The following is a 20,308-nucleotide window of genomic DNA, read 5'->3' as shown; positions in this document are numbered from 1 at the left end:
TACTAGCTGCTTCCTTCCAACCATCCATCTGCGGCACGCAGAGCAAGGATGAGCCGACGCCGGGTCTGGATCGGCGAAGCACGTGGGGACGGCCCGATGGAGCGCTGTTCGAGCGCACGCCAAAAGTGGTGTGCCGCCCGCGAACGAATGTCGAAATCGCAGTCGAGCGGCAGATCGATGGCAATCACAAGCGGCTCGATGGCAGTTCTCTCAGCCAAAGGCGGCGCTCGTCCGAGCGGCACGATGGCATGCCATCCATCTGGCGCCCGACGAAGCTCGCCGCCCGTTAGTTTGCCGAGATCCAGGTCGTACCGTTGGACGACTTCAAACCGATAGCTGGGTGGACGGGCAGCACGGCCGACAGCGCCTCGGGCGTCCAGAAAATGGCTTGTTTGTCGAACGCCGTTCGCGGATCCGCGGCGAAACGAAAGCCCCTACTTCCTTCGGAAGCGTTCCGTCGTCGCGTCGGACCGTTCGCTGCTGGTCAGGACCTCATAGTCTCTTTCATAGTCAAGGTCGCGACGTAGACATTCCCAGGCTATGTCCTCCGTTTCTGCCGTCTTGGCGTCAAGATATGCTTGCTTTGATCTCCAGTCAGCAGCTGCCATACCACTATTCACTCTTCGGCCAACCGCGTCGCAGGAGATGACAATAGCCCTGACGCGCGATCCATTTGGCGCGAGCCAAATGAGTGTCGAACACACGGCGCGCGCGATCCGGCTCAAGGACCGGATCAACACCGAGCACAATGCGCGCGACTTCGCGCCAATCAACCATGGCCATGCTTCTGCCGTGCAGGTTCGCTTATGTCTCGAGTGGCTCGATCACGGCAACATGCTCGCGAGGCCTGATGGAGCGCCTACCCGCCATGGTCCGCCCCTGGCGCATCAGCGCGTCTCCGCTCGCGACTGTGAAAAGCCCACCTGCGGCAAAGCTTCTTCTATCGATTGTGAGGATCTCGGGTATTTCGCTCTACCCCTGCCGATAACTCGACCTCCATGACACGCCCTCTTTCGTACTACGGGGCGCGGTAAGGCGTCGTGCTGGCCGATTAACGCCCTGTGCTGGGAAGCACAAACAACGCGGGCTTTCGACTACGCGCCAAACGAACGAAATTGCAGCTCGAGCAAATCGGCATAGTGGTGCTGTTGATGGCTCGGTACGAAGCGCGCTTTGCGAGGGGTTTGAAGCAAGCCGGCGGAGAATGCAGATGCATTAGTCCGTTGCGTACAGATTTGTGCGTCGATAGCAACATCCTCGCTCAGAAGTCGAGCCGTCGACCGCACCGCTTCGCGTCTCCAGCAAAATAGGGTACGAGCGGACTTCAGCCTCCGCCGTTCGCGGTTTGCATCGCGCCGGGCAAATCCGCGCTCGGCGCTCTGGCAGCACCGTAGCGGCAGAGCTGGCTCATTGGCATCCTAGTGATAGCCCGCGTCACTGGGAGTTCAACTTTGGTTACCCTCGGTTGCACAGTTGGGCCGAAGCGAACCGTCTGCACGGCGGAGAACATAAGGGCTCGCCGAAGTTCACCACGGAACGGATGGAGACGCAGCAAGTACGACTATCAGGGGATGTTGAGCGGCACGACACGGCACAAGGAGCAGCCCAGGCGATCTGAGCAAACCTGTACGAGCTGACCTCGTCAGGGCAACTACGCAAGGATGCTGACGAAGCTCGCGTGCTGTCCGCGGCAGCCAGCTTTCCTCTTGCGATTGAGCCGCATCGCACTGGCGGAGACGCCAATCCAATTCAAGAACAGAGGTTGGTTCGCGAGACTCGGGTCGTCCTGCAGACAATTCCGGCAGGATGCCATGAGCAAAGCGCAAGGGGAACGCATGTTGTGTTTTAGAGTTGAGAGCAGTTCGGATGATAGGCACTGCGAGGTATTCGCAGTTCCGTCGGGCGACCAAGTAGGGATGATCTGCGAGCGGGAGGCTGCAGAGTCCTGCACCAAAGGAGCAGAAGCTGACCGGCGACAATCTCCATCCAGCAGCCTTGGGTCAGTGGTCGCCACCTGGGAGAATGCTTTCCGCTAGCACTGAGCTGGAGGGCGAGGTCGAGCCGAAGGTGCGCCTGTTGAAGGCAAACAAGGCGCTTAGCTTCGCGCTCTCAGCGGGCTGATGGCGGCCTGAGCTCAATCAAGATGCCGTCTCCGCATGAATTTACAGCGTGGCGCGCCTGGTTGTGTTTCAGCTTCGCCCTGCTTCACATTCACACCGATACCGAAAGCTCAGGCCACATCCGAACAGCCGGCGCGGCCGCGCCCCTCTTTGAGGCGGCGCAGAAGTCGAAGGCCGTTGCCTCTCACCCTTGCTCGGATGTTGCGACGCAACAAGACCGGCGCAAGGTGGGGCTTTGTTACGGCAAATTTCCTCGTATTTTTCACCCTGGAGGATTTCCTGCGCTGAGTGGTCATCTCGCGGCGAAATTCGTCTTAGGCTGGAGGTGGTCATGCAATACGATCGGATAGACGCCCGCATTCTCGAGATCGTGCAAAAGAATAACCGTCTAACTTCAGATGTCATCGGCGAGATGGCCGGCCTCTCTCCTACCGCGTGCCAACGACGCTTGAAGAGGCTCCGCTCGGAAGGCATCATCCAGGCTGACGTGTCGATTGTATCGCCGAAGGCGGTCGGACGACCCATTCAAGTGCTAGCGCTGGTGACGTTGGAGCGGGAAAGCGCCGATATCATCGACAGGTTCAAGAAGGCCATCAAATCGTCAGTCGACGTCGTCCATGGCTTTTACGTCACGGGCGATGCCGACTTCGTCCTGTACATCACCGCGCGGACCATGGAGGAGTACGAGGAGTTCACGCGGCGCTTCTTCTACGAAAATCGTGACATCAAGGGTTTCAAAACAATGGTCATATTGGACCGCATCAAGGCAGGCTTTGCTGTTCCAGTTGAGCTTCCCTCTGACGATTGATCCGATTGGTGCTGGCGTCTCGCCGCGCCGATCGAGGAATCGACTTGGCTGCTTCTCGCATGGCCCCTTGATGATCTTGACCAAAAGCAGAAAGCCGCTCATCGGAGCTACCCCTTGGCGCGCGGGGTACTCGCCGAGCAATCGCTCGACTATGCGAGGCATACTTGGAGCTTCCTTGGTCATACCGGATCCTCACCGTTCGGTACCTACATAGGCCCCGATCACACCCCGGACCGTTCGTAGGCCGCGGTCGCCTCACGGTAGGGGCGGCTCAGAAAATCAAGTATGCGGCGCCGATAGTCCGAGCCGGTGACACACATCTGCGCTCGGACGGCTGAATTCATCGAAGACGGGGCTCGCAACGCTGGATTTGAGCGTCGATGCGATGCTCGTTGCATCAATCAAGATGAAGATGTTGCTACAGTCGTAATCACGTTCTCGTTACGGTCAGCGCGCAGGCTAGCAAAAGCGTCTTGCCAGGAGAGGGACCATGACCGATCGCGTGCCCGCCGTCTTCGAAGCGCTTGACTGCTCCGCAGAAGGAGCCCCCAAGCAGTTGCCCGGCAATCGGCCGGTGCTTCACCGTTGTGTTACGGCGCGTCCTACGAAGCGGCCCTTTGTAAAAAATGTAATCTTGGCGCGTCTTTCTGTGCCACACCTTGCGGCAATAGGGGAGTGCCTTGAGCCGATCGTCTTGAAAGAGCGCATGGTTCTGCAAGAGCCAAAAAAGCCGGTCGAGCACGTCTACTTTATAGAAACAGGCCTCGTCTCGCTGAGAGTTGTTGCCGCGGGAAGCATGCTTGAAACGGCAGTCATAGGATACCGGGGGGTGGTTGGCGCTTCGTTTCTGTGGGGCGGGCATTTTTCAACGCATCAATCAGTGGTCGTATTCCCCGGAAGCGCGCACAGAATTCGGGTCGACGATTTGCGTCGCATAATGAAGGCGCATCCAGAGGTCCGCGACCATCTGTTTGAGTACGTTCAAGCGCTGACATTCCAATGCGTCCAGACAGGATTATGCGGAGTTCGGCACCATCGTGAACAACGGCTTGCGAGCTGGCTGTGTCTTGCGAGTGAAGCTGTTGACGCCCGCGTGCTGCCAGTCACCCATGATTACCTTTCCTCAGTGTTGGGGCTGCGCCGCGCAGGTGTCACGGAAACGTTGATCCGCTTCGAAGAGCAAGGACTGATTCGCAAGATGCGCGGGGTCTTGCAGATCGACGATCCCAAATTGCTCGAAGAAAAGGCATGCTGTTGCTATAAGCTCGTTTCAGCTGCCTACGCCTCGTCATCAGTCCGCCCCCTCAGCGAAGAACAGGCGAGCTAGCAACTCGCGAAAGGTGCTTTGCGTTAACCGGGTATGTTGCTGTCCTGCTGTTTGGATTATCTTGTAGCTCGGTCCGGCGTTGATGCCACTCGAATTGGCGAGTCTTGTCGGCTGCTCTAGCGACTGATTTCGCAGCCTCCGATAGCCACCTAGCTGCGGCGGTTTGCGACGGCGGCCTTTGGAGCTGGGCGCGAATACTGGCGTCTGTCGGCTGGGTGGCAAAGGTTGCCGATGAAAGCGATGAGGAGGGAGTGTCGAATGCTTCGCTCACGCTTGGTACGACGGTTGAAATGCCCAGTACTGGCCTAGCTGGTGGCCGCGGCCCTGTCAGGATGTCGGAGGCGCCCAAAGCTTCAAGCTGACTGCCCGTCGGAGCACGTCGCCATCGATTTGGCCGTACCGTACGTTAGCGCACAGGCGATAAGAACCGCCTCAGCGAAGCAGCGTGTGCAAGTCCAAGACTCGCCTAAACAGTCCTGCACACCCTGATGATACGAGAACTTGGCAAGTTGAGACAGGTGTAAATGCCGATCTAATTTTCCCCGGAAGCGCCGAAGTAAAATTCACCAGTCTGCGGGGTGTGGGGATCGGCCGCGGGCGGGATCGACATCTCCGTTTTTCGGCGACTGTCCTCGTCGACGCAGGGTCGGAGGTATGGGCGTAGGTTGGATAGGCAGATCTTCTCGCGCAGCGCGCCTTCGCGCTCGGCCCTTGCGAGCGTCGCGACGATGTCGGCGAGCGAGCCGAAGTAGACGCTACGACCGGCTTTGACCGCCTCGACACCGAGCGCGAGGCTGAGATGCGTCTCGCCCGTACCAAGCGGTCCGATCAGATGCACCGCCTCGGCGCGATCGATGAACTGCAGCTCAGCGAGCGCCATGATGCGGTTCCCATCGAGCGAGGGTTGGAACGAGAAGTCGAAGCCGGCAAGGGTCTTGACTGCCGACAGGCGCGCCATCTGCAAGGCCATTCTGACGCGCCGGTTCTCGCGCAGGGTGAGCTCCTCGGCGAGCAGGATGTCGAGCGCTTCGACCGCGGTTGTCTCGCCGCGTTCGATTCCGCGCAGTGTGACGTCGAGGATTTCGAGCGCGCGCGGCATTTAGGCCGACAAGATTGCGTTTGACCCGATCGATGACGGCCGGCGCGGCACCGGTCGGTTTGAGGGCTGCGACAGGTACGCTCATAGCGAACCTCCCTGGGCAAGACGCCGCCCGACGGCTTCATAGAAGTCGAGAGAGCGGCGGACGACGCGAGCGCCGGCCCGCAGGATCGGGGGACTGGCTTCGCCCGGTCGCCGGCGCGCTGGGGCAGGCATTTTCCGACGGGTAGGATCGAGCCGTTTTTCGCCGCGCCCTTCAAGTGGCGCGTGGCTGGCAACGAGTGTGCCGTCTTCGAAGATACGGATCGCGTCGGCGAGCACCTGGACATCCAGAACGCGCCGCCGCGCCGTGTCCGGTACGCTGTACACGTTGCCGCCCACGCAGACCATGCCTGCCCCTCCTTGCGTCGGCTCGCGTAGAGCAGAATGAAAGCGGATGATGCTCTCCCCCTCGCCGAGCAGAGCAAGACCGTGGAGATGGCTCCCAAGCTGGCCCCCCGCGAGGCCGAAGGGCCGCGAACCATTTCTGCGGGAAATCTAGGCAGTTGTGACGCTTGCCCGCGACAGGCTAACTCTGGGCTCGCCGCTTGGTGGCTGCGCTCATTCTGTATTCACTCTCGCGGCCCCTCTCATATTGCCAGAACTGGTAGGAGAACGCCGTTTGCAATCGGCGTATTCCTTCCATGCGATCTCGGTGCTCGGCACTCATCTAACGTCACAGCTTATGTGCACCGCGGCGAAAATGAGTTTTGATGTCATTCCATCCTCGCTCTCGGCCGCGGTGTAAGTCGCCTGACAATTTCGCAACCTGTTCGCGATGCGAATTGGAATGCCTTCGCTATGGACTTCTTCACATGAGCCTAAGCTCTCGTTTCACGAGGGGACATGATGACTCCGCCCTTCGAGTCCCCTCGCGTGACTCTGCCCCACGGATCGTTCTTGTTGGTAGGAATCGGGCGGGTAACTGGGTTGCCCGCGAACAACGGGGCGTTTTTGGCGGCTTGTTTGTCAACCGCGCCCAAGCTCTGAAATATGCTCTCTTCGAGAACGGTGGCCATCCAGAGAGCGTCATCGACGTAACGCGTGAAATTGAACTGGATTTCCGCGCCAATCCATGAGCGCCATAGCGCCAAATGTCGCAAGCAGAAATCATTGAAGAGGTGAGCTGAATATTGGTCTCATAGGACGCTTGGCCTAAGTCAACCGTTCCAAACGCTCTTGCGACGCGCATACGTACGCGAGCACGGCGTCTGACCTCAAAGCGCCGTCGGTACTGCGGACCTCCATGGCGAGATGCCCCGTTGTTCTGCCCGTGTCACCTACCGATTCTAGCAATTGAGCGAGATGACAGAAACATGTCAGCTGTCGAGCACGTTTGCCGTTCGATCCACGAGAGTTTGCATGCGACAGCCCTCACATTCGCTCCTCGCCGGCGGCTTTGATCAGCAAGTTGATTCCTCCCCGGCTGATACCCTGCGCAGGGCGGTCTGCTCCAGCAACGAACTCTCCTTCCTCATGGAGGCACATGACGGCCTCTCGGCTGCGATCGCCGAGCGTGCAGGTTTCAAAGGTCTTTGGGCCTCGAACAAATCGATCGAAACCTCCAATTTGGTGATGCTCTTTAGTTAGGTTATAGCCAGTGGTTTGATGACCATCTAAATGGCTGCCTTCGCGCATGAAAGCTCGTGCGCTTGTGGCCTACAATGTGCGCCGGATCCGCGTCGAGCGCGGTATTCCGCAGGAGCAGTTGGCTTACGACGCCGGGATTGATCGCTCCTATATGAGCGGTCTTGAGCGCCAACAGGCGAACCCGACAATTGATCTTCTCGATCGCCTCGCCGAGACCCTGGGTGTTGCTGTGTCCGAGCTATTTGTTCGGCCATCCAAAGGCGCGCCGGCCCCGGGCACCCTACCTAAGGGTCGCAAGCCCAAACCGCAACGTCGCAAGAGGACCTAGCACCCTCCCCGCAGACGGTGAGCTTGACGCAAATCTGCTGCGGCGCCAGACCAACTGTAAAGTAGAAGGGTACGCGGCTTTTGTGCGCAGCCGACCCTTGATACGCGGCAATTCCGCTGTGGACATCGAATATTGTGATGGATGTTCATTCTGGCGCCGGAGCAGACGATGGCGGCTCAAGACGATGAAGTTCCGCTGAATGCCATCCGCGCTTTTGTGATAGTCGCACGCGAAGGCAGCGTCACGCGCGCCGCCAGCACCTTGGGGACAACGCAGAGCTCGGTCAGCCGTTATTTGTCCGTACTACGGGAGTATCTCGGTGCGGACCTCATCGAGCGGCGTGGGCGGCGCAGTGATTTGACCGAGTTCGGGAGGCTATTTGCAAACGCGGTCTCCGAACCGCTTGAGACAGTCGGCTTCACGGCGAAGAGAATGCGCCGGCGTGCGGGCGCGGGAACCAATCGGATTGTCGTCCGCACGTCACTATCGACCTTTGCTTTCTCTATTCTGATTCCAAATCTGCAAGCGTTCTTTGCTGAAGCGGGCGGCGTTATCGTGGACGTCGTCAGCTCGCTGTCGCCGCCAACATCTTCGGATGACTTCGACATATTGATTACACGCGACCTTTCCGTCGTCGAACCTGCCGATAGCTGGGAGATCTACAATGAGGAGCTGGTATGCGTGGGGCCGCCAAATCTGGTCGCGGGCAGAGAGCTCTCGATCGTTCGATCAACGCCGATACTGAACATCACATCTCGTCCCGACATCCTGCCGACATGGCTGAGGGCCATGAACCTGTCCTCAAACGACATAAGAGCGGGCGCGCGGTACGATCACAACTATCTTGCTCTGCCGGCCGTCATGACAGGAAAATGCCTTCTTGTCGCACCGGAAATCATCGTCAGTGATCTAGTGCGAGGGGGCGCTTTGCAAATCATACCCGGCTCGCGCGCTCCAAGTGGCATGCAGTATCGGGCCTATGCGGTGGATCGCAGCGCGCATCCCGAAATCGCTCGTTCTTTTTGCCGGTGGGTCGCTCGCCTTTGCAAGAAGGCGGCGCTAGCGCGGGCTGCCTGACATGCCTACCCGGGCCTCCATCAGTCTGCGCGAGGTCGATGCACTTCCCGCCGTTCAAGTCGAGAGCACTCAACCTGAGAGACAATCCGAGCAAAGCGGCCGGCGTCTTCTTCCGACCAGATAACGTCTCTGTTGCAGCAATCCCAACGACAAAGGACGGAGTGAGAGATCGAACGCAAAGACCTCATCCCATCCCGATCGTGCCATGCCAGCAGAAGAATTGGTCGCACAGTACGGAGGCGATGCCATTGATCGCCCGAGAGCTCATGAACGGTCATCCCTGCCTCTGCCCTTGTGGAGCAATGCGCGGCAGCGAAGACGCATGAGGCGCCGCCCCAGCTTAACAAGTCGGATGGTTCGGCTACGCAAATCGTCTGTTTTCCAGCCCCGCTCGGCAATACGATGACTTCCAAACAGGCCTTGCGCGATTTGGCGATAGCTATTTCCTTCCTGCCATCCATCCAGTGCGCGCAGCGCGAGGATCAGCCGACGCCGCTTCAAAGCCGGCAAAGCAAGAGGGGGCGTTCCGAGCGGCCGATGCTCAAGCGCGAGCCAAAATCGACGTGCGGCCTGCAAGCGAAGCTCGAAATCCGCGTCGAGCGGCAGATCGAGGACGACAGCAGACCCGCTCGCCGGAAGCTTACTCAGCCAAAGGCGATGCTTCGTGCCCCCGAGCGGCACGATAGCATGCCATCCATCCGGCGCGCGACGAAGCTCGCCGCCTGGCAGATTGGCGAAATCGAGCTGGTAGCTTTTGGGCGCCACGCAGTTGGCCGCCCGCACAGCCAGTACGGTCGACAGCACTTCGGGTGCCCAGAAGACTGCCTGCTTGTCGAACGTTTTTTGCGGATCAGCTGGAAAACGAGAGCCCCCACTTCCGTCGGAACTGGCCCGCCGCTGCTTTTGAACGTTCGCGGCGAGATAACCGCCTATAGGCCTCTTGGTAATCGCGATCCCGGCGCAGCCACTCCCAGGCCAGGTCGGCAGCTTCTGCCTTCTTGAGGCCGCTGTATGCTTCCTCAGATCTCCAGTCAGTATCCGGCATTGCACCATTCCCCGCATGATCTTCACGCGCGGCGAACTGCAGCCGATGATTGTGGCGCTTTACGGTTGCGTGCGTGCCGCGCACCCGCCCTGCATGCACTTAATCGATGCAACGATCATGTTTTGCGATTGCTAGGAATTCTGCCGATCCTGATATCCGCCATGTTCATTCCTTTGGCCAACCGCCACGCAGCAGGTCACGATAGCCGTGGCCCGCTAGCCACTTCGCTCGAGCCAGATGACTTTCGAAGGTGCGTCGCGCACGATCCGGTTCAAGGGTCGGGTCAAGCCCGAGCACAACACGCGCGATTTCGCGCCAATCTGCCTTATCGGCCGCGGCATCGAGAAGCCGCATGTAGGTAACAACGTGCTCCTTGTCATATGACGTGAGCTCGTGCGCGCTGGGCGCCAATTCTGCGATCTTCGGGTCGGCCGGCACTGCCTGAAACTCCTACCAAACTGAAATCTCTATCGAAATCCCAGCAACGATAACCAAGTTGGGGGCATTTGGTACCGCTCGAATCGTCGCGGCGCCAAGCTTTTTTCGCCCAACGCTGTGGGTGCGAGCGCACATCGGCTCACAATGACCTGGTAACTCCATTCCGCGCATTTGCTCTTTCATCGGCGCTGGATCTACTCGCAGTTCATACCGGTGACTGATCGCAGATTTGCCACGCAGCTAGGCTGTTGTTGCTCTTCACCCTGCCGGGAACGGAATGGAGGCCCGTCGTCTGCCCGCGCGCGCTGGTGAAAAGCCGCGGCCTGAAGGCAGCCAAGTGGAGAGAATTCGTTCACTCTTCGAGATCCAGCTGAACGGTTGTCCTATTTAGTCGCGACGCCCGGAAAAAGCTGCAGCACCTCTGGCACCATTTTGCTCTCCCGCCAGCAGCGCCGCGAGCTCGCTTGTGACGGGTCGACGACATTCGAAGACGACAAACTCCACGACATCTGTGTCTCACGCTACTTCGTTGAAGCGATAGCGCGAAGACAGCCAACTACTTGGGTGCCAGCTTATCGCAATAGTCTGGCTATAACCAGTGGTTTCATAATCGTCGGAATGGCTGCCTTGGCGCATGAACGCTCGTGCGCTTGTGGCCTGGAATGTGCGCCGGATCCGTGTAGATCGCGGCATTCCGCAAGAGCAATTGGCCTATGATGCCGGGATCGACCGCTCGTACATGGGCCGCATTGAGCAGCAGAAAGAGAACCCGACCATTGATCTCCTGGACCGTATCGCCGCGACGTTGGGCGTTCACTTGTCCGAATTGTTCACTGAGCCGGCCAAGGGTGCGACGCCTCCCACACCGATGTCCAGAGGACGCAAGCCGGCACGCCCGTGCCGGACCAGGAAGTAACTATTCCAGAGAGCCATGTTTGTAGCTAACGAGGGAGCAGGCGAGCCGGAGTGGCTCACGTGCCATCTTCAAATCGCCCACCGCGGTTCCGATCTGCCGCTTCAGCCGCGCCAGCAAGCTTCCGCTTAAAACAGCGCCCAGAGCGGCCTGTCTGAAAGACAAGTAAGGCCTCACCCATGCTCGAGGAGCACCTTCTGGCGGCTCTGAATGAAATTCGTCTGGCCGGCACCAAAGAGGCAAAATTGATCGCACGCAGGTTGGTGACGAAGCCCCGCCACCGATCTGCCGTCTCCGTCATGACATCTGGATGTGTATAGGGTGCAGTTTTTCAAGCTTATCAGAGACCTCCTGCTTGGTTCTTCCAACAATTGGGACAATGCCCGGCATCACCAGCACCTGATCGTCCGGACGCCCAAGCTGGCGAGCCTTCCCCTTAGATTTGCGTAGTAGTGCTTACCGCTTTCGATCGATAGCTGAGCGGTGAACACAACTTCCGCAAATTCCGCAGCGAACCTGACCCCGGCGTCGGATGAACCGGCCTGCACCAATACCGGGTATCCCTGGGGAGGCCGCGCGATCTCAGCGGCCCTCCCACTGAGAAATAGGTCCCATGGTGATTGAGAACATGCCACTTTGACGTGTCTACGAAGATTCCCTTTTTCTTGTCACGAATGAACGCGTCGTCTCCCCATGTATCCCAAAGCCCTTTCACGACGCCGACAAACTCTCTCGCTCGCTCATACCGGCGTCATGTTCTGGAATCTCCGGGTCACCAAAATTTGCCCCCTCGGACTTATTTCCCGAGGTCACGACGTTCTAAGCCGCACGCCCGTGCGAGAAGTGATCAAGGGACGCGAACATACGTGCGAGATGATAAGGCTGGTGGTACGTCGTTGTCGCTGTCGCAACGAAGCCAATTTCTTTTGTTCTCGCTGAGAGAGCCGACAGCAGCGTGGTTGGCTCAAATGTATCGGCCCGCACGCGCTATATTTGCATCGTCACGCTCGACGACTCTTGGGCTATCCGCAATAAAACCGAAGTGAAATGCCGCGCCTTCGGCAAGTGTCGCAAGGTGCGCATAGTGGTCGATATCGACACCGCCAGTCTCCGGCACGCTCGATCGCGCCAAGCTCCTTCGATGTATCCCAGCTGCACGACGTATAGTCCGAGCGCCATTTCACCATTACGTATCATTCGATGTGAGCTCCAGTACCCAAAGAACTTGTAACCAGCAGGACCATCGCGGCAGGCATCGCCGCAGCCATTGGCTAAAAAGCGGCTGGCTCATGGCGTGCTAGCGAGTCAGCCTTAGCTATACCTCGTGGTGCACTCTGGCTCACACGTCAGTATTAACGTTGCGGTCGACGAGCGCTCTATCCTGTGGGACTGAGTATGAGAAGGCGACAGCCCGGCCATGATGTGCCTGCTGATCGGCTCTCCCCTCCACAAGGTCGGACCGCCGAACGCAGTCCGGAGGTCAAGGACGCGCAAACCGAATTATTGCGCGCGCATGCAACGGCAGGAACATGCAAAATCGACCCAATTTCTATCGGTCTCAGCCAAGCTCCTGCGCAGCTTGACGCAACAATTTAGGGCCCCCGGTCAACTACCAACCCTCGCAATTGATTCAGATGACAGACGCATGTCACCTTCACTGCGCGAACCTCCGCCGGTCCAGCGCCCAAGGAATTGGTATGGAAGATCAATCCCAATCTGTCCTCGCCAATCGCCCTGATCATTCCGCTGGTTCGTCACTTGCAGACATGCTGCGGGCCGAGGTCTGCTCCAGCAGCGAGCTCTCCTTTCTTATGGAAGCGCATGACGGTCTCTCCGCCGCGATAGCGGAGCGCGCAGGTTTCAAAGGCCTCTGGGCATCCGGTCTGTCGATCGCGTGCTCCCTCGGTTACCGTGACGCCAACGATGCGTTCCGGAGCCAACTCGCGGACGTAATCGACCGGATCGTAGACTCGACTCAACTGCCTGTCCTCGTCGATGGTGATGGCGGCTTCGGGAATTTCAACAATGCTCGTTTGCTGGCGCGCAAACTCCATCAACGCCGCGCAGCCGGTGTCGCGCTGGAGGACAGCTGCTTTCCCAAGACGAACTCGTTTGTTGGCGATCGGCATCCGCTCGCCGATGTCAACGAATTCTCCGGCCGTCTGTGCGCGGTGAAGGATGCATTGGCCGAAGACTTCGTTCTTGTGGCCCGGATCGAGACACTGATCGACGGTAAAGGCATGGACGAAGCGGTTATGCGCGCTCACGCTTATGCGGATGCGGGAGCCGACGCGATCCTCATTCACTCGCGAAGGAGTTCTGCAGATGAGATCCTTGCGTTCGCACGCGCCTGGCAGAACAAGTTGCCGGTCGTGATCGTTCCTACCAAATACTATCGAACATCGGCCTCTGTATCGCAAAGCTCGCATCTCCACGGTGATCTGGGCTAACCACTCGATGCGAGCTGCAATAGCGGCAATGCGGCAAGTCTGTCATCGCATTATCGCCGAGGAGAACACTGCGAGCATTGAGCCTGGTATTGCGACGCTTGATGAGGTCTTCGAGCTGCTAAGATACGACGAACTGGCCCGAGCCGAAGCGCGATATCTGCCTGGGCGCCGATGCGACTCCTTTCATTCAGAGACGGCAGCGATTCCGTAGGACAGTTGATATGAAACCATCTGCCATACCATCCGGCGCAGAGGACTTACGATGGCACGGCCGCTCTTCCGCCACTCGCCAAAGTTGATGACATCCTTTGGTCGCAATCCCTCACCCCTCAGTGGCTTTCCAACCACCGAAACCGTCAAATGGATGATGAACCGTCAGCTTCAGTATGAGCAGGTCGTCCTTTTACGTAGGGGACAAGCTTCGCGTCGCAGCGCCAATGGTGACATGCCGGATTGACGGAGAGCGCACATGCTGGCGGAGCGAACAGCCTTGTTCAAATACCCAGACACCGCTGCCGCGTGGACCGCGGCTCAAAGCAGCTGCCGCGAGCGCCGAGCAAATCATCGATTTGACCGCCGAGGAGATCCAGAGTGATCTAGCGCCAATGGTGCGCGAGGGCACGATCATCGCGATTAATCGCAATATCAACCGCAATACCGAGATAGGTGACCCGATAGAGCTCCGACACGCGATCGCTCGCAAACTTTCCACCGAGACCGGTCAACCTTGGTCGACGGACGAAATCGCGGTTACGAGCGGCTCCAAGCATGCTCTCTTCAACGCAGCTATGGTGCTTCTGAATCCGGGAGATGAGGTACTCATCCCCGTTCCACATTGGACTTCTTTCCCCGCGCAGGTCCTTTTGGCTGGCGGGGTCCCGATCTTCATCGAGACAAGGGCCAACAATTACGTGCCGAAGCTTTCGGATCTAGCTTCGGCAGTTACGTCAAAGACTAAAGCGATCGTTGTCAACACCCCGAACAATCCGACCGGCACGATTTATGACTGCGAAACTCTTGCTGAAATTGGCCAGCTTGCAGTTGAGCGGGATCTGTGGATTGTGTTCGATGAATGCTATGGAGCTTACGTCCATGCTCCACACACTCATCATTCGATCGTCTCGGTCGCTCCTTTGGCGCGCCACCGCACACTAGTCGTTAACTCGTTCTCCAAATCCCTGGCCCTGACTGGCTGGCGGATTGGTTATCTCGCCGGCCCAAGACCCGTTATTAGCGCGGCGCAGGCGCTACAACGCGATACGACCTGCAATCCAAATGTCATTTCCCAGCATGCACTGCTCCACCATTTGGACTCCGGTGATGACGCCTTCCAACAAAAACTTAAACGTCAGATCAGTGATGCGCGAACGCTTGGGCTCTCGATCCTGTCGACGCTGAGGTCGATCCCCCAACCTACAGCCCAAGGCGGATTTCACTTCTGTCTTGATCTTAAAGGCTGGCAGCGGCGCACCAAGGGCCCTGGCCCCGAATCCAACGCCGATGACGTCGTTAACGTATTGCTGATGGACGCTGGTGTCGCGACAGTTTCGGGCACGATCTTTGGCGATCCAACCGGGGTCCGGCTCTCCTACGGGGTTGATCTTGGCTCGCTCGACAAGGGCTTGCGGCGTCTGTCCGCAACTCTGAACACGTGGAACTGAATTCTTGGTGGTTCGGCGTGCTTGGAAATTGCAGAGAGTTAGCATTATGACCGAATTTCATCGCCGCGCTATCGTCCTTGCAGCCGGCCTCGGCTCACGCCTGCGGCCGCAGACGAATCTGCGGCCAAAACCACTCGTCGAGGTCAACGGCATACCGATCCTGCACAACGCCCTGCGAAACCTAGAGGCAGCCGGCATCGGTGAGGTGACGATTGTCGTTGGCTACCGCAAGGACGCCATCCAGGATGCGTGTGGCGACCGCTTCGGCGGGCTTGAAAATCAACTACGTCGAGTCGACCGTTTTCGATCGCACCGGCAGTGCCTATTCCCGATGGCCGGCGCGTGAGGCACTGCTTTCGGGAGACTGCTTTCTCCTCGAGGGAGACGTTTTCTTCGAGCAAGATGCATTGCGCCGCCTGATCGGCCCGGCGACCGATATGGCAGCAGTAGCTCCCTTCGACAAATCGATCGAAGGGTCTGCAGTTCTCTTGTCGGATAACGGCTTCATCACAGGGTTCCGCATGAAGCAAACGGCGGCTAATCTTGTCACGGACGGCCCATAGCTTTTCAAAACTATGAACCTGCTACGGTTTTCGGCCCAGACCCTCAAGGCAACGATCGTACCAGCTCTGGATGAGATCATCGGATCGGGAGCTAGGCAGGCCTACACCGAGGAGCTTCTTGGCTTTCTGGTCGAGAGGCGCGGCTTACAGCTTGCAGCCGCGCGATGCGATGATCTCACGTGGTGCGAAATCGATAGCATCGAAGATCTGCGCATTGCAGAGCGCATTTTCTCGCGCGCGCAAGTCCTCGGCCATTAGAGAGGTGGCGATGCTAAGATATCTTTGCGATCCAGCGAACGCCATCACAGCGGGCGGTCTTGTTTTGTCATCCGCCAGCTTATTCCTCGCTCTGTCAGGGCACCTTGAGCTATCGGTGGCGGTGGCTCTTTGGGCTACCCTCTCAGATCACCTTGATGGCATCGTGGCCGCCAGCACGGTGAATCGTGATCCAGACGCGGCCAAAATGGGCAAGAGCCTGGGATGACCTTGACACCGACGGACGGGAACATGATTGCTGCAGCGACCGAATTACACCGCACCTTCACGGCGCAACCCGGCCGCGGGCGAGGCTTCCAGGATATGAAGCGCTTCATCGATACCTGCGATGACGGAGAATTGCGGGTATGCTCTCAAATCGGGGTGTCTACGCCTATTCGAAGCAGAACCAAACCATCTCAGATTTTCCCACCTCGATCGGCGGAACTCTGATAGTGTGGCGGATTAGACACTTAGGATCTGCGTTGGAGATCCAGGATGAGTGCACGGAAAATCTCGCTGGCACAGGATTTCAGTCGCCATATCGGGCCGAGGTTCATTAAGCAAGGTCCTTTCAGCGGCGAGAACTTCAGGAAGGTGCTCATTGCCGCACTGAAGGAGAATGACGTGGTCACGGTCGATCTTGATGGCACGACCGGGATCGGCTCGTCCTTCTTGGACGAGGCATTCGGCGGCCTCGTCTTCGCCGAGGGGATGACCAAGGTTGACGTCCGCCGCCGCGTTCGGGTCAAGTCGGATCGAGACCAGAGCTATCTTGCGACCGTGAACGAAGCGATCGAGCTCGCTCAGGCGCCCAAGAGGCAGCGCACGCGCACTGATGGTGCAGCCGGTCACGATCAACGTCGGTCCCGGCTCCCAGCCCCAGACCTTCACCATTCAGCTTGAGCAACGTCCTCCCTCCTGGACAGATTTTGCGATCTACGCTCCTACTGTGCCTGGGCTCGTGGTCGCAGTCTTGGGATTGTGGGTCGCTCACAGGTTTGCGGTCGCGCGCGACCGCAGGAAGGAGATTGCAGACCTCAAGGAGTTCACGAAAGATGCGCTGACTGCCGCCCAGGAAGCATGCGTGGCAGCGTGGATGGCTTCGCCGGAGGAGAGCTGGCTAGAGAAGCTCATGACTGCGAAAGGCAAGCTGCAAGAGCTGGGCATTGCTGCAACCGATCTTCGCCGGCGAACGAAGCAGGGTTGGATCACAGATATCCAACACGTATTTATCGAATGTCCCCTAGCCGTCGACATCATCCATGACATCGCGCGACTTAGCAATCTGGCTACTAACGATCCGTTCGACGATCCGCAGCGGCAGGCCGATAATGCCAAGGCCGAGGAATTTCCGCGTTCGCCAGCGAAATCAGAAGCCGCATCGACTCGCTCTTTTATCAGCTCTATCCCTGAGCTCACGCGTAATACGTCTCCGGTCGTCGACGTCCATCCTCTGGCACGTCGCTGGCCTGAGCGACGCTTGGTAGACGGCCCTCCAAACAAGGCGCGATCCAGATTATCCTCTTCGCAGCGGCGATCTTTCGGCCTTCACCAGTTGGCGCAAGCGTGCCGCGCCGACCAGGCGATCCGGTGAGGATGGCTTCCGCCGACAAACGCACGAACGCACGAACGTTGCATGCAAGCTTCGCTTGGTACGCGCAGGATTTGAGCGCGTCGTAGGCCCGGATGATGCATTTGTCGGCTGCCTCCATGATATGGGTGGTTTATTGGGTACTTTTGGGGAATGGTGTGCGATGCCAAAAAATATCGTGATCTTCTCCGACGGCACAGGCCAAGCCGGCGGCATCAAATTCGACGAAGCACGGACGAACGTCTACAAGCTCTATCGTGCGTGCCGCGTAGGCCCGGACACAAAGGTAGAACCAGCCGAACAGGTTGCTTTTTACGATGCCGGACTTGGCTCAGCATCCGATGGTGGTCACTTCAAGATTGGCTGGATGCGCTGGCTGTACAATCTCGCCAGCATGGCGACGGGGCTCGGCATCACCCGGAACATTGTCGACTGCTATGCGGCAATCATCAGCCTGTACGAAGAAGGTGATCGCATCTATCTGATCGGGTTCAGTCGCGGCGCATATACTGTGCGCTCGGTTGCGGGCGTCATGTCATCGTGCGGCATCCCGCGCAACCTGTCCGACGGCTCCCCGTTACGCCGCGATTCCAAAAGCATCCACAAGCTCGCGGAGCACGCGGTTAAGAACGTCTATCAGTTCTGCCCATCCTATAGCCGCAAGGATACCAAGGGCTACCGCCAATTCCTCCTTGAAACCCGCGACGCAATCGCTGCGGAATTCAGGAAGAAACATGGCTGTTCTCAAACTGTCGGACGCACCGAGCAGGCGAACGTATTTCCCTACTTCATCGGCGTATTCGATACGGTGGCGGCTCTCGGGCACAAGTATCTTGGGCCGGCGCTGGTGGTCTTCGGCATTGCGCTCTTATTCGGTCTGCATTGGGGCGGCAGCCTGCTTGAACCCGTTTTCCCTTGGGCCGGGCTGGCCGCCCGTATCCTGAGTTACGTCGGATTCGCTGCGGCGGTAATCGCCTTTATCATGAACTATCTCAAGATTGCGCCGCCTCTGCCGGGCTATAGTTTCTGGAAGCGGATGCTGACGTTGCATATTGCACCCCCCAAACACAAATTCTATGATACCACGCTCAACAGGAATGTCGGCTTCGCCAAGCATGCAATTTCGATCGACGAGAACCGGGCGGATTTCAAAAGAGTGCCTTGGTCGCCGACGGCGGATAAGAGGACGAACGCGACAGCCTAGGCAACCTGTACTTCGAGCAGGTATGGTTTCCCGGCGTCCACGCTGATATCGGCGGCGGCTACCTGGAAAACGAAGCTCGCCTGTCGGATGTAGCCTTGAACTGGATGGTCGCGGGCGCATCTCTGATTCCAAATGGGCTCAAGCATGACGGAAGCGTGCTGCGGCTTTCGCCTGATCCCGCTGGTCCTCAGCACAACGAACAGGCGGGTGGATGGCTCAAGGCCGGCGTGCGTCACCTCCCAGTGGATCTCCAAACAGGCCAATCCAACTCACCGATGCATAAGTCCGTCTACAGGCGCTTCGCGTCAGGACCAGTCCTGCTATATGACCGGATGGGAGAGTATCGTCCGGACAATATGAAAGCCCACGTAGACTTCAGGCACTACTTCGATCAAAGCACGGCGCAGCCGCCCAACTACGTCGCTGACGATCTCGAACTCAAATGGCAGAAGGCCAACCATGTAGGCCGCCTATAGACCGTGCGCATGCTAACCATGCCCTCATGGGACTTCAGGTTGACGAATGCAAATTGCCGGCAACTGCGATTGGCCATGAGCAGCAGCTGTCATCTCATTTTGGACGCTGCGAATAGCAATCGAGCAATTGGGGAATGCTTTCATGACAAGTCCGGGCGGGCGTCTACCTGCGGGGATTTTTGCGCGGGCCTCCCGTTACCTCCCCGTCGCAGCAGAGGTTCGGCGCGGTCATGGTCAATACGCATCATGCCGGGATTTCTGTGCATAACTCCCCACGTCACGGTTCGTCTTGCTCGTGCAATCGTATGTCAATACCATTTAAGGTCGTTTCATCGCTGCATTTCTTTTCTTCATTGGAGATGATCGTTGGTCGAGATCGCAAATGCTGCCCGCATGGCGGTTCGGCGGCAGATTCGTTTGGGCTTCACCCGAGTGATCACGCTCATCGCTTGTCTTCTTGTATCTAGTGCATCCAGAGCCGTGGGCCCCGATGGCTCGCCCGAACAGGCAACAACGACAACGATCAAGGGCAGCGAACCTGCCGCCGCCAAGAGCGCCGCGCAGCAGCCCGCAAGCGTAAAGGACGCAGCGAGGGCAGCTCGCAAACCGGTCCCCGATTGCGCGGGCGGCGAGGCTTTCCGAAAGCTCGCCAACACAGCCAACAGTCCGGCGATCATTTACAACGGCAATCTTATCCCTGCAGGCAGTCTGGTCGATTTCGGGCTTACCAGCTCGCTGGACTCGGACGCCCACTATTTTGCGCTCATCAATGATGACGACAGCTCGCCCCGCGATGACAGGCGACATGGTGCGCGCGCGCAGAGCCGGTGATACGGATGATCTGGTCGCACGGCGTCTGCTGTCCGCCGGCGACACGATCGTTTCGGTCGACGTCCCGGCGAGTGCGTCCGGATTCTGGACCAAACGCAATTTGTTCATCTATCAATGCGACAACACACGTAGGCCCTTCAATGTTTCATACCTACCGGTCTATGTGAGCCCGCTTTCGTCGAGTGTGGTCATCGCCTTGCTGATCGTGGTTTTGGCCTATTTCATTGCAGCGAAAGCTTTCATGCGTGTATCCGGCCAATCTCTCCGCGGCGCACAGGCTTGGAATCCCATCCGCATCACAGCGGGCCCTGACAATCGCGGCAGCCTATCGGCCTTCCAGGTGTTTTTCTTCACGATCCTGGTTTTTGGGATGCTCGCTTTCGTGCTGCTTCGGATCGGCATCCTGTCCGATTTGTCGACGAGGGTTCTGCAGCTACTTGGGATTTCTGGCATCGGGGCGGCGACGGCCAAAGGAGCGGATTCGACAAAG

The 20,308-nt window shown here is 58.3% G+C and carries 18 protein-coding genes and 7 pseudogenes; 16 read left to right on the top strand and 9 right to left on the bottom strand.

Going from position 1 to position 20,308, the window contains the following annotated elements:
• Positions 1–2: 2 nt before the first annotated feature.
• The 3 genes from H8B02_RS13080 to H8B02_RS13075 form a co-directional block, all read right to left on the bottom strand.
• Complete coding sequence (locus H8B02_RS13080) at positions 3–188, bottom strand: DNA -binding domain-containing protein (protein ID WP_229166610.1); 186 nt, start codon at positions 186–188, stop codon at positions 3–5.
• A 246-nt stretch (positions 189–434) separates the two neighbouring features.
• Positions 435–608, bottom strand: coding sequence for a transcriptional regulator domain-containing protein (locus H8B02_RS48920; protein ID WP_376711651.1), 174 nt, complete (start codon positions 606–608; stop codon positions 435–437).
• 4 nt (positions 609–612) lie between these two features.
• Positions 613–777 (bottom strand): hypothetical protein, encoded by a 165-nt coding sequence (locus tag H8B02_RS13075; protein ID WP_376711650.1) that lies wholly within the window; start codon positions 775–777, stop codon positions 613–615.
• Positions 778–2,451: 1,674 nt separating this feature from the next.
• Between H8B02_RS13075 and H8B02_RS13070 the strand changes: the two genes are divergently transcribed.
• Positions 2,452–2,928 carry an Lrp/AsnC family transcriptional regulator gene (locus H8B02_RS13070; RefSeq protein ID WP_229166609.1) on the top strand — a complete coding sequence of 159 codons (477 nt, stop codon included), beginning with the start codon at positions 2,452–2,454 and terminating at the stop codon, positions 2,926–2,928.
• 490 nt (positions 2,929–3,418) lie between these two features.
• Entirely contained in the window at positions 3,419–4,255 is an 837-nt protein-coding gene (locus H8B02_RS13065; RefSeq protein ID WP_229166608.1) for a Crp/Fnr family transcriptional regulator, read from the top strand.
• A gap of 676 nt (positions 4,256–4,931) precedes the next feature.
• Here the strand turns inward: H8B02_RS13065 and H8B02_RS13060 are convergent.
• Positions 4,932–5,439 (bottom strand): annotated as a pseudogene (locus tag H8B02_RS13060) (ATP-binding protein); the annotation flags it as partial.
• Positions 5,440–5,590: 151 nt separating this feature from the next.
• A pseudogene (locus tag H8B02_RS48915) lies at positions 5,591–5,747 on the bottom strand (Mu transposase domain-containing protein); the annotation flags it as partial.
• Positions 5,748–6,755: 1,008 nt separating this feature from the next.
• Here H8B02_RS48915 and H8B02_RS13045 point away from each other — a divergent pair.
• The 3 genes and pseudogenes from H8B02_RS13045 to H8B02_RS13035 form a co-directional block, all read left to right on the top strand.
• Positions 6,756–6,959, top strand: a pseudogene (locus H8B02_RS13045) (phosphoenolpyruvate phosphomutase); the annotation flags it as partial.
• A gap of 70 nt (positions 6,960–7,029) precedes the next feature.
• A complete protein-coding gene (locus tag H8B02_RS13040) occupies positions 7,030–7,311 on the top strand; it encodes a helix-turn-helix domain-containing protein (protein ID WP_229166605.1) in 282 nt (93 codons plus the stop codon).
• A 141-nt stretch (positions 7,312–7,452) separates the two neighbouring features.
• Positions 7,453–8,388, top strand: coding sequence for a LysR family transcriptional regulator (locus tag H8B02_RS13035; protein WP_229166604.1), 936 nt, complete (start codon positions 7,453–7,455; stop codon positions 8,386–8,388).
• Between the two features lie 264 nt (positions 8,389–8,652).
• Here the strand turns inward: H8B02_RS13035 and H8B02_RS48910 are convergent, their stop codons facing one another.
• The 3 genes from H8B02_RS48910 to H8B02_RS13025 form a co-directional block, all read right to left on the bottom strand.
• Entirely contained in the window at positions 8,653–9,069 is a 417-nt protein-coding gene (locus tag H8B02_RS48910) for a DUF2285 domain-containing protein (protein WP_376711654.1), read from the bottom strand.
• Positions 9,070–9,238: 169 nt separating this feature from the next.
• Positions 9,239–9,433: a transcriptional regulator domain-containing protein gene (locus H8B02_RS48905; protein ID WP_376711653.1), complete on the bottom strand. Its 195-nt coding sequence runs from the start codon at positions 9,431–9,433 to the stop codon at positions 9,239–9,241.
• 165 nt (positions 9,434–9,598) lie between these two features.
• Positions 9,599–9,871: a DNA -binding domain-containing protein gene (locus H8B02_RS13025; protein WP_229166603.1), complete on the bottom strand. Its 273-nt coding sequence runs from the start codon at positions 9,869–9,871 to the stop codon at positions 9,599–9,601.
• 634 nt (positions 9,872–10,505) lie between these two features.
• On the opposite strand from H8B02_RS13025, the gene H8B02_RS13020 reads away from it, so the two are divergent.
• The gene (locus H8B02_RS13020) at positions 10,506–10,787 is read left to right on the top strand and encodes a helix-turn-helix domain-containing protein (RefSeq protein WP_229166602.1); all 282 of its coding nucleotides are present in this window, start codon (positions 10,506–10,508) and stop codon (positions 10,785–10,787) included.
• 816 nt (positions 10,788–11,603) lie between these two features.
• Here H8B02_RS13020 and H8B02_RS13010 read toward each other — a convergent pair.
• Entirely contained in the window at positions 11,604–11,768 is a 165-nt protein-coding gene (locus H8B02_RS13010; protein ID WP_229166601.1) for an LLM class flavin-dependent oxidoreductase, read from the bottom strand.
• 782 nt (positions 11,769–12,550) lie between these two features.
• Between H8B02_RS13010 and aepX the strand changes: the two are divergent.
• The 10 genes and pseudogenes from aepX to H8B02_RS12965 all read left to right on the top strand — a co-directional run.
• Positions 12,551–13,445: pseudogene (gene aepX, locus H8B02_RS13005) on the top strand (phosphoenolpyruvate mutase).
• 358 nt (positions 13,446–13,803) lie between these two features.
• Positions 13,804–14,895, top strand: coding sequence for an aminotransferase class I/II-fold pyridoxal phosphate-dependent enzyme (locus H8B02_RS13000; RefSeq protein WP_229166600.1), 1,092 nt, complete (start codon positions 13,804–13,806; stop codon positions 14,893–14,895).
• A gap of 46 nt (positions 14,896–14,941) precedes the next feature.
• Positions 14,942–15,716: pseudogene (locus H8B02_RS12995) on the top strand (phosphocholine cytidylyltransferase family protein).
• Positions 15,717–16,211: 495 nt separating this feature from the next.
• On the top strand, positions 16,212–16,619 hold the full coding sequence (locus H8B02_RS12990; RefSeq protein ID WP_229166599.1) for an STAS-like domain-containing protein: 408 nt from the start codon (positions 16,212–16,214) through the stop codon (positions 16,617–16,619).
• Positions 16,552–17,310: a hypothetical protein gene (locus tag H8B02_RS12985; RefSeq protein ID WP_229166598.1), complete on the top strand. Its 759-nt coding sequence runs from the start codon at positions 16,552–16,554 to the stop codon at positions 17,308–17,310. The genes H8B02_RS12990 and H8B02_RS12985 overlap by 68 nt, the downstream gene beginning before the upstream one ends.
• Positions 17,311–17,470: 160 nt before the next feature.
• A complete protein-coding gene (locus tag H8B02_RS12980; protein WP_283842185.1) occupies positions 17,471–18,511 on the top strand; it encodes a phospholipase effector Tle1 domain-containing protein in 1,041 nt (346 codons plus the stop codon).
• A 5-nt stretch (positions 18,512–18,516) separates the two neighbouring features.
• Positions 18,517–18,576, top strand: a pseudogene (locus H8B02_RS48900) (phospholipase effector Tle1 domain-containing protein); the annotation flags it as partial.
• A 30-nt stretch (positions 18,577–18,606) separates the two neighbouring features.
• The gene (locus tag H8B02_RS12975; protein ID WP_229166635.1) at positions 18,607–18,987 is read left to right on the top strand and encodes a hypothetical protein; all 381 of its coding nucleotides are present in this window, start codon (positions 18,607–18,609) and stop codon (positions 18,985–18,987) included.
• Positions 18,988–19,353: 366 nt separating this feature from the next.
• Entirely contained in the window at positions 19,354–19,818 is a 465-nt protein-coding gene (locus tag H8B02_RS12970) for a hypothetical protein (RefSeq protein WP_229166597.1), read from the top strand.
• Positions 19,793–20,308 (top strand): annotated as a pseudogene (locus tag H8B02_RS12965) (hypothetical protein); the annotation flags it as partial. The gene H8B02_RS12970 and the pseudogene H8B02_RS12965, both read left to right, overlap by 26 nt.

It is taken from the genome of Bradyrhizobium altum (assembly GCF_020889705.1).
GTDB classification, from domain to species: Bacteria; Pseudomonadota; Alphaproteobacteria; order Rhizobiales; family Xanthobacteraceae; genus Bradyrhizobium; species Bradyrhizobium altum.
This window is presented reverse-complemented; position numbering and strand designations above follow the sequence as displayed.

Excerpts from the sequence above, each read along its gene's own strand:
- H8B02_RS48920 (WP_376711651.1), bottom strand. The coding sequence starts at position 608 with ATGGCAGCTGCTGACTGGAGATCAAAGCAAGCATATCTTGACGCCAAG.
- H8B02_RS13075 (WP_376711650.1), bottom strand. The coding sequence starts at position 777 with ATGGTTGATTGGCGCGAAGTCGCGCGCATTGTGCTCGGTGTTGATCCG.
- H8B02_RS13070 (WP_229166609.1), top strand. The coding sequence starts at position 2,452 with ATGCAATACGATCGGATAGACGCCCGCATTCTCGAGATCGTGCAAAAG.
- H8B02_RS13065 (WP_229166608.1), top strand. The coding sequence starts at position 3,419 with ATGACCGATCGCGTGCCCGCCGTCTTCGAAGCGCTTGACTGCTCCGCA.
- H8B02_RS13040 (WP_229166605.1), top strand. The coding sequence starts at position 7,030 with ATGAAAGCTCGTGCGCTTGTGGCCTACAATGTGCGCCGGATCCGCGTC.
- H8B02_RS13035 (WP_229166604.1), top strand. The coding sequence starts at position 7,453 with ATGTTCATTCTGGCGCCGGAGCAGACGATGGCGGCTCAAGACGATGAA.
- H8B02_RS48905 (WP_376711653.1), bottom strand. The coding sequence starts at position 9,433 with ATGCCGGATACTGACTGGAGATCTGAGGAAGCATACAGCGGCCTCAAG.
- H8B02_RS13020 (WP_229166602.1), top strand. The coding sequence starts at position 10,506 with ATGAACGCTCGTGCGCTTGTGGCCTGGAATGTGCGCCGGATCCGTGTA.
- H8B02_RS12990 (WP_229166599.1), top strand. The coding sequence starts at position 16,212 with ATGAGTGCACGGAAAATCTCGCTGGCACAGGATTTCAGTCGCCATATC.
- H8B02_RS12985 (WP_229166598.1), top strand. The coding sequence starts at position 16,552 with ATGGTGCAGCCGGTCACGATCAACGTCGGTCCCGGCTCCCAGCCCCAG.
- H8B02_RS12980 (WP_283842185.1), top strand. The coding sequence starts at position 17,471 with ATGCCAAAAAATATCGTGATCTTCTCCGACGGCACAGGCCAAGCCGGC.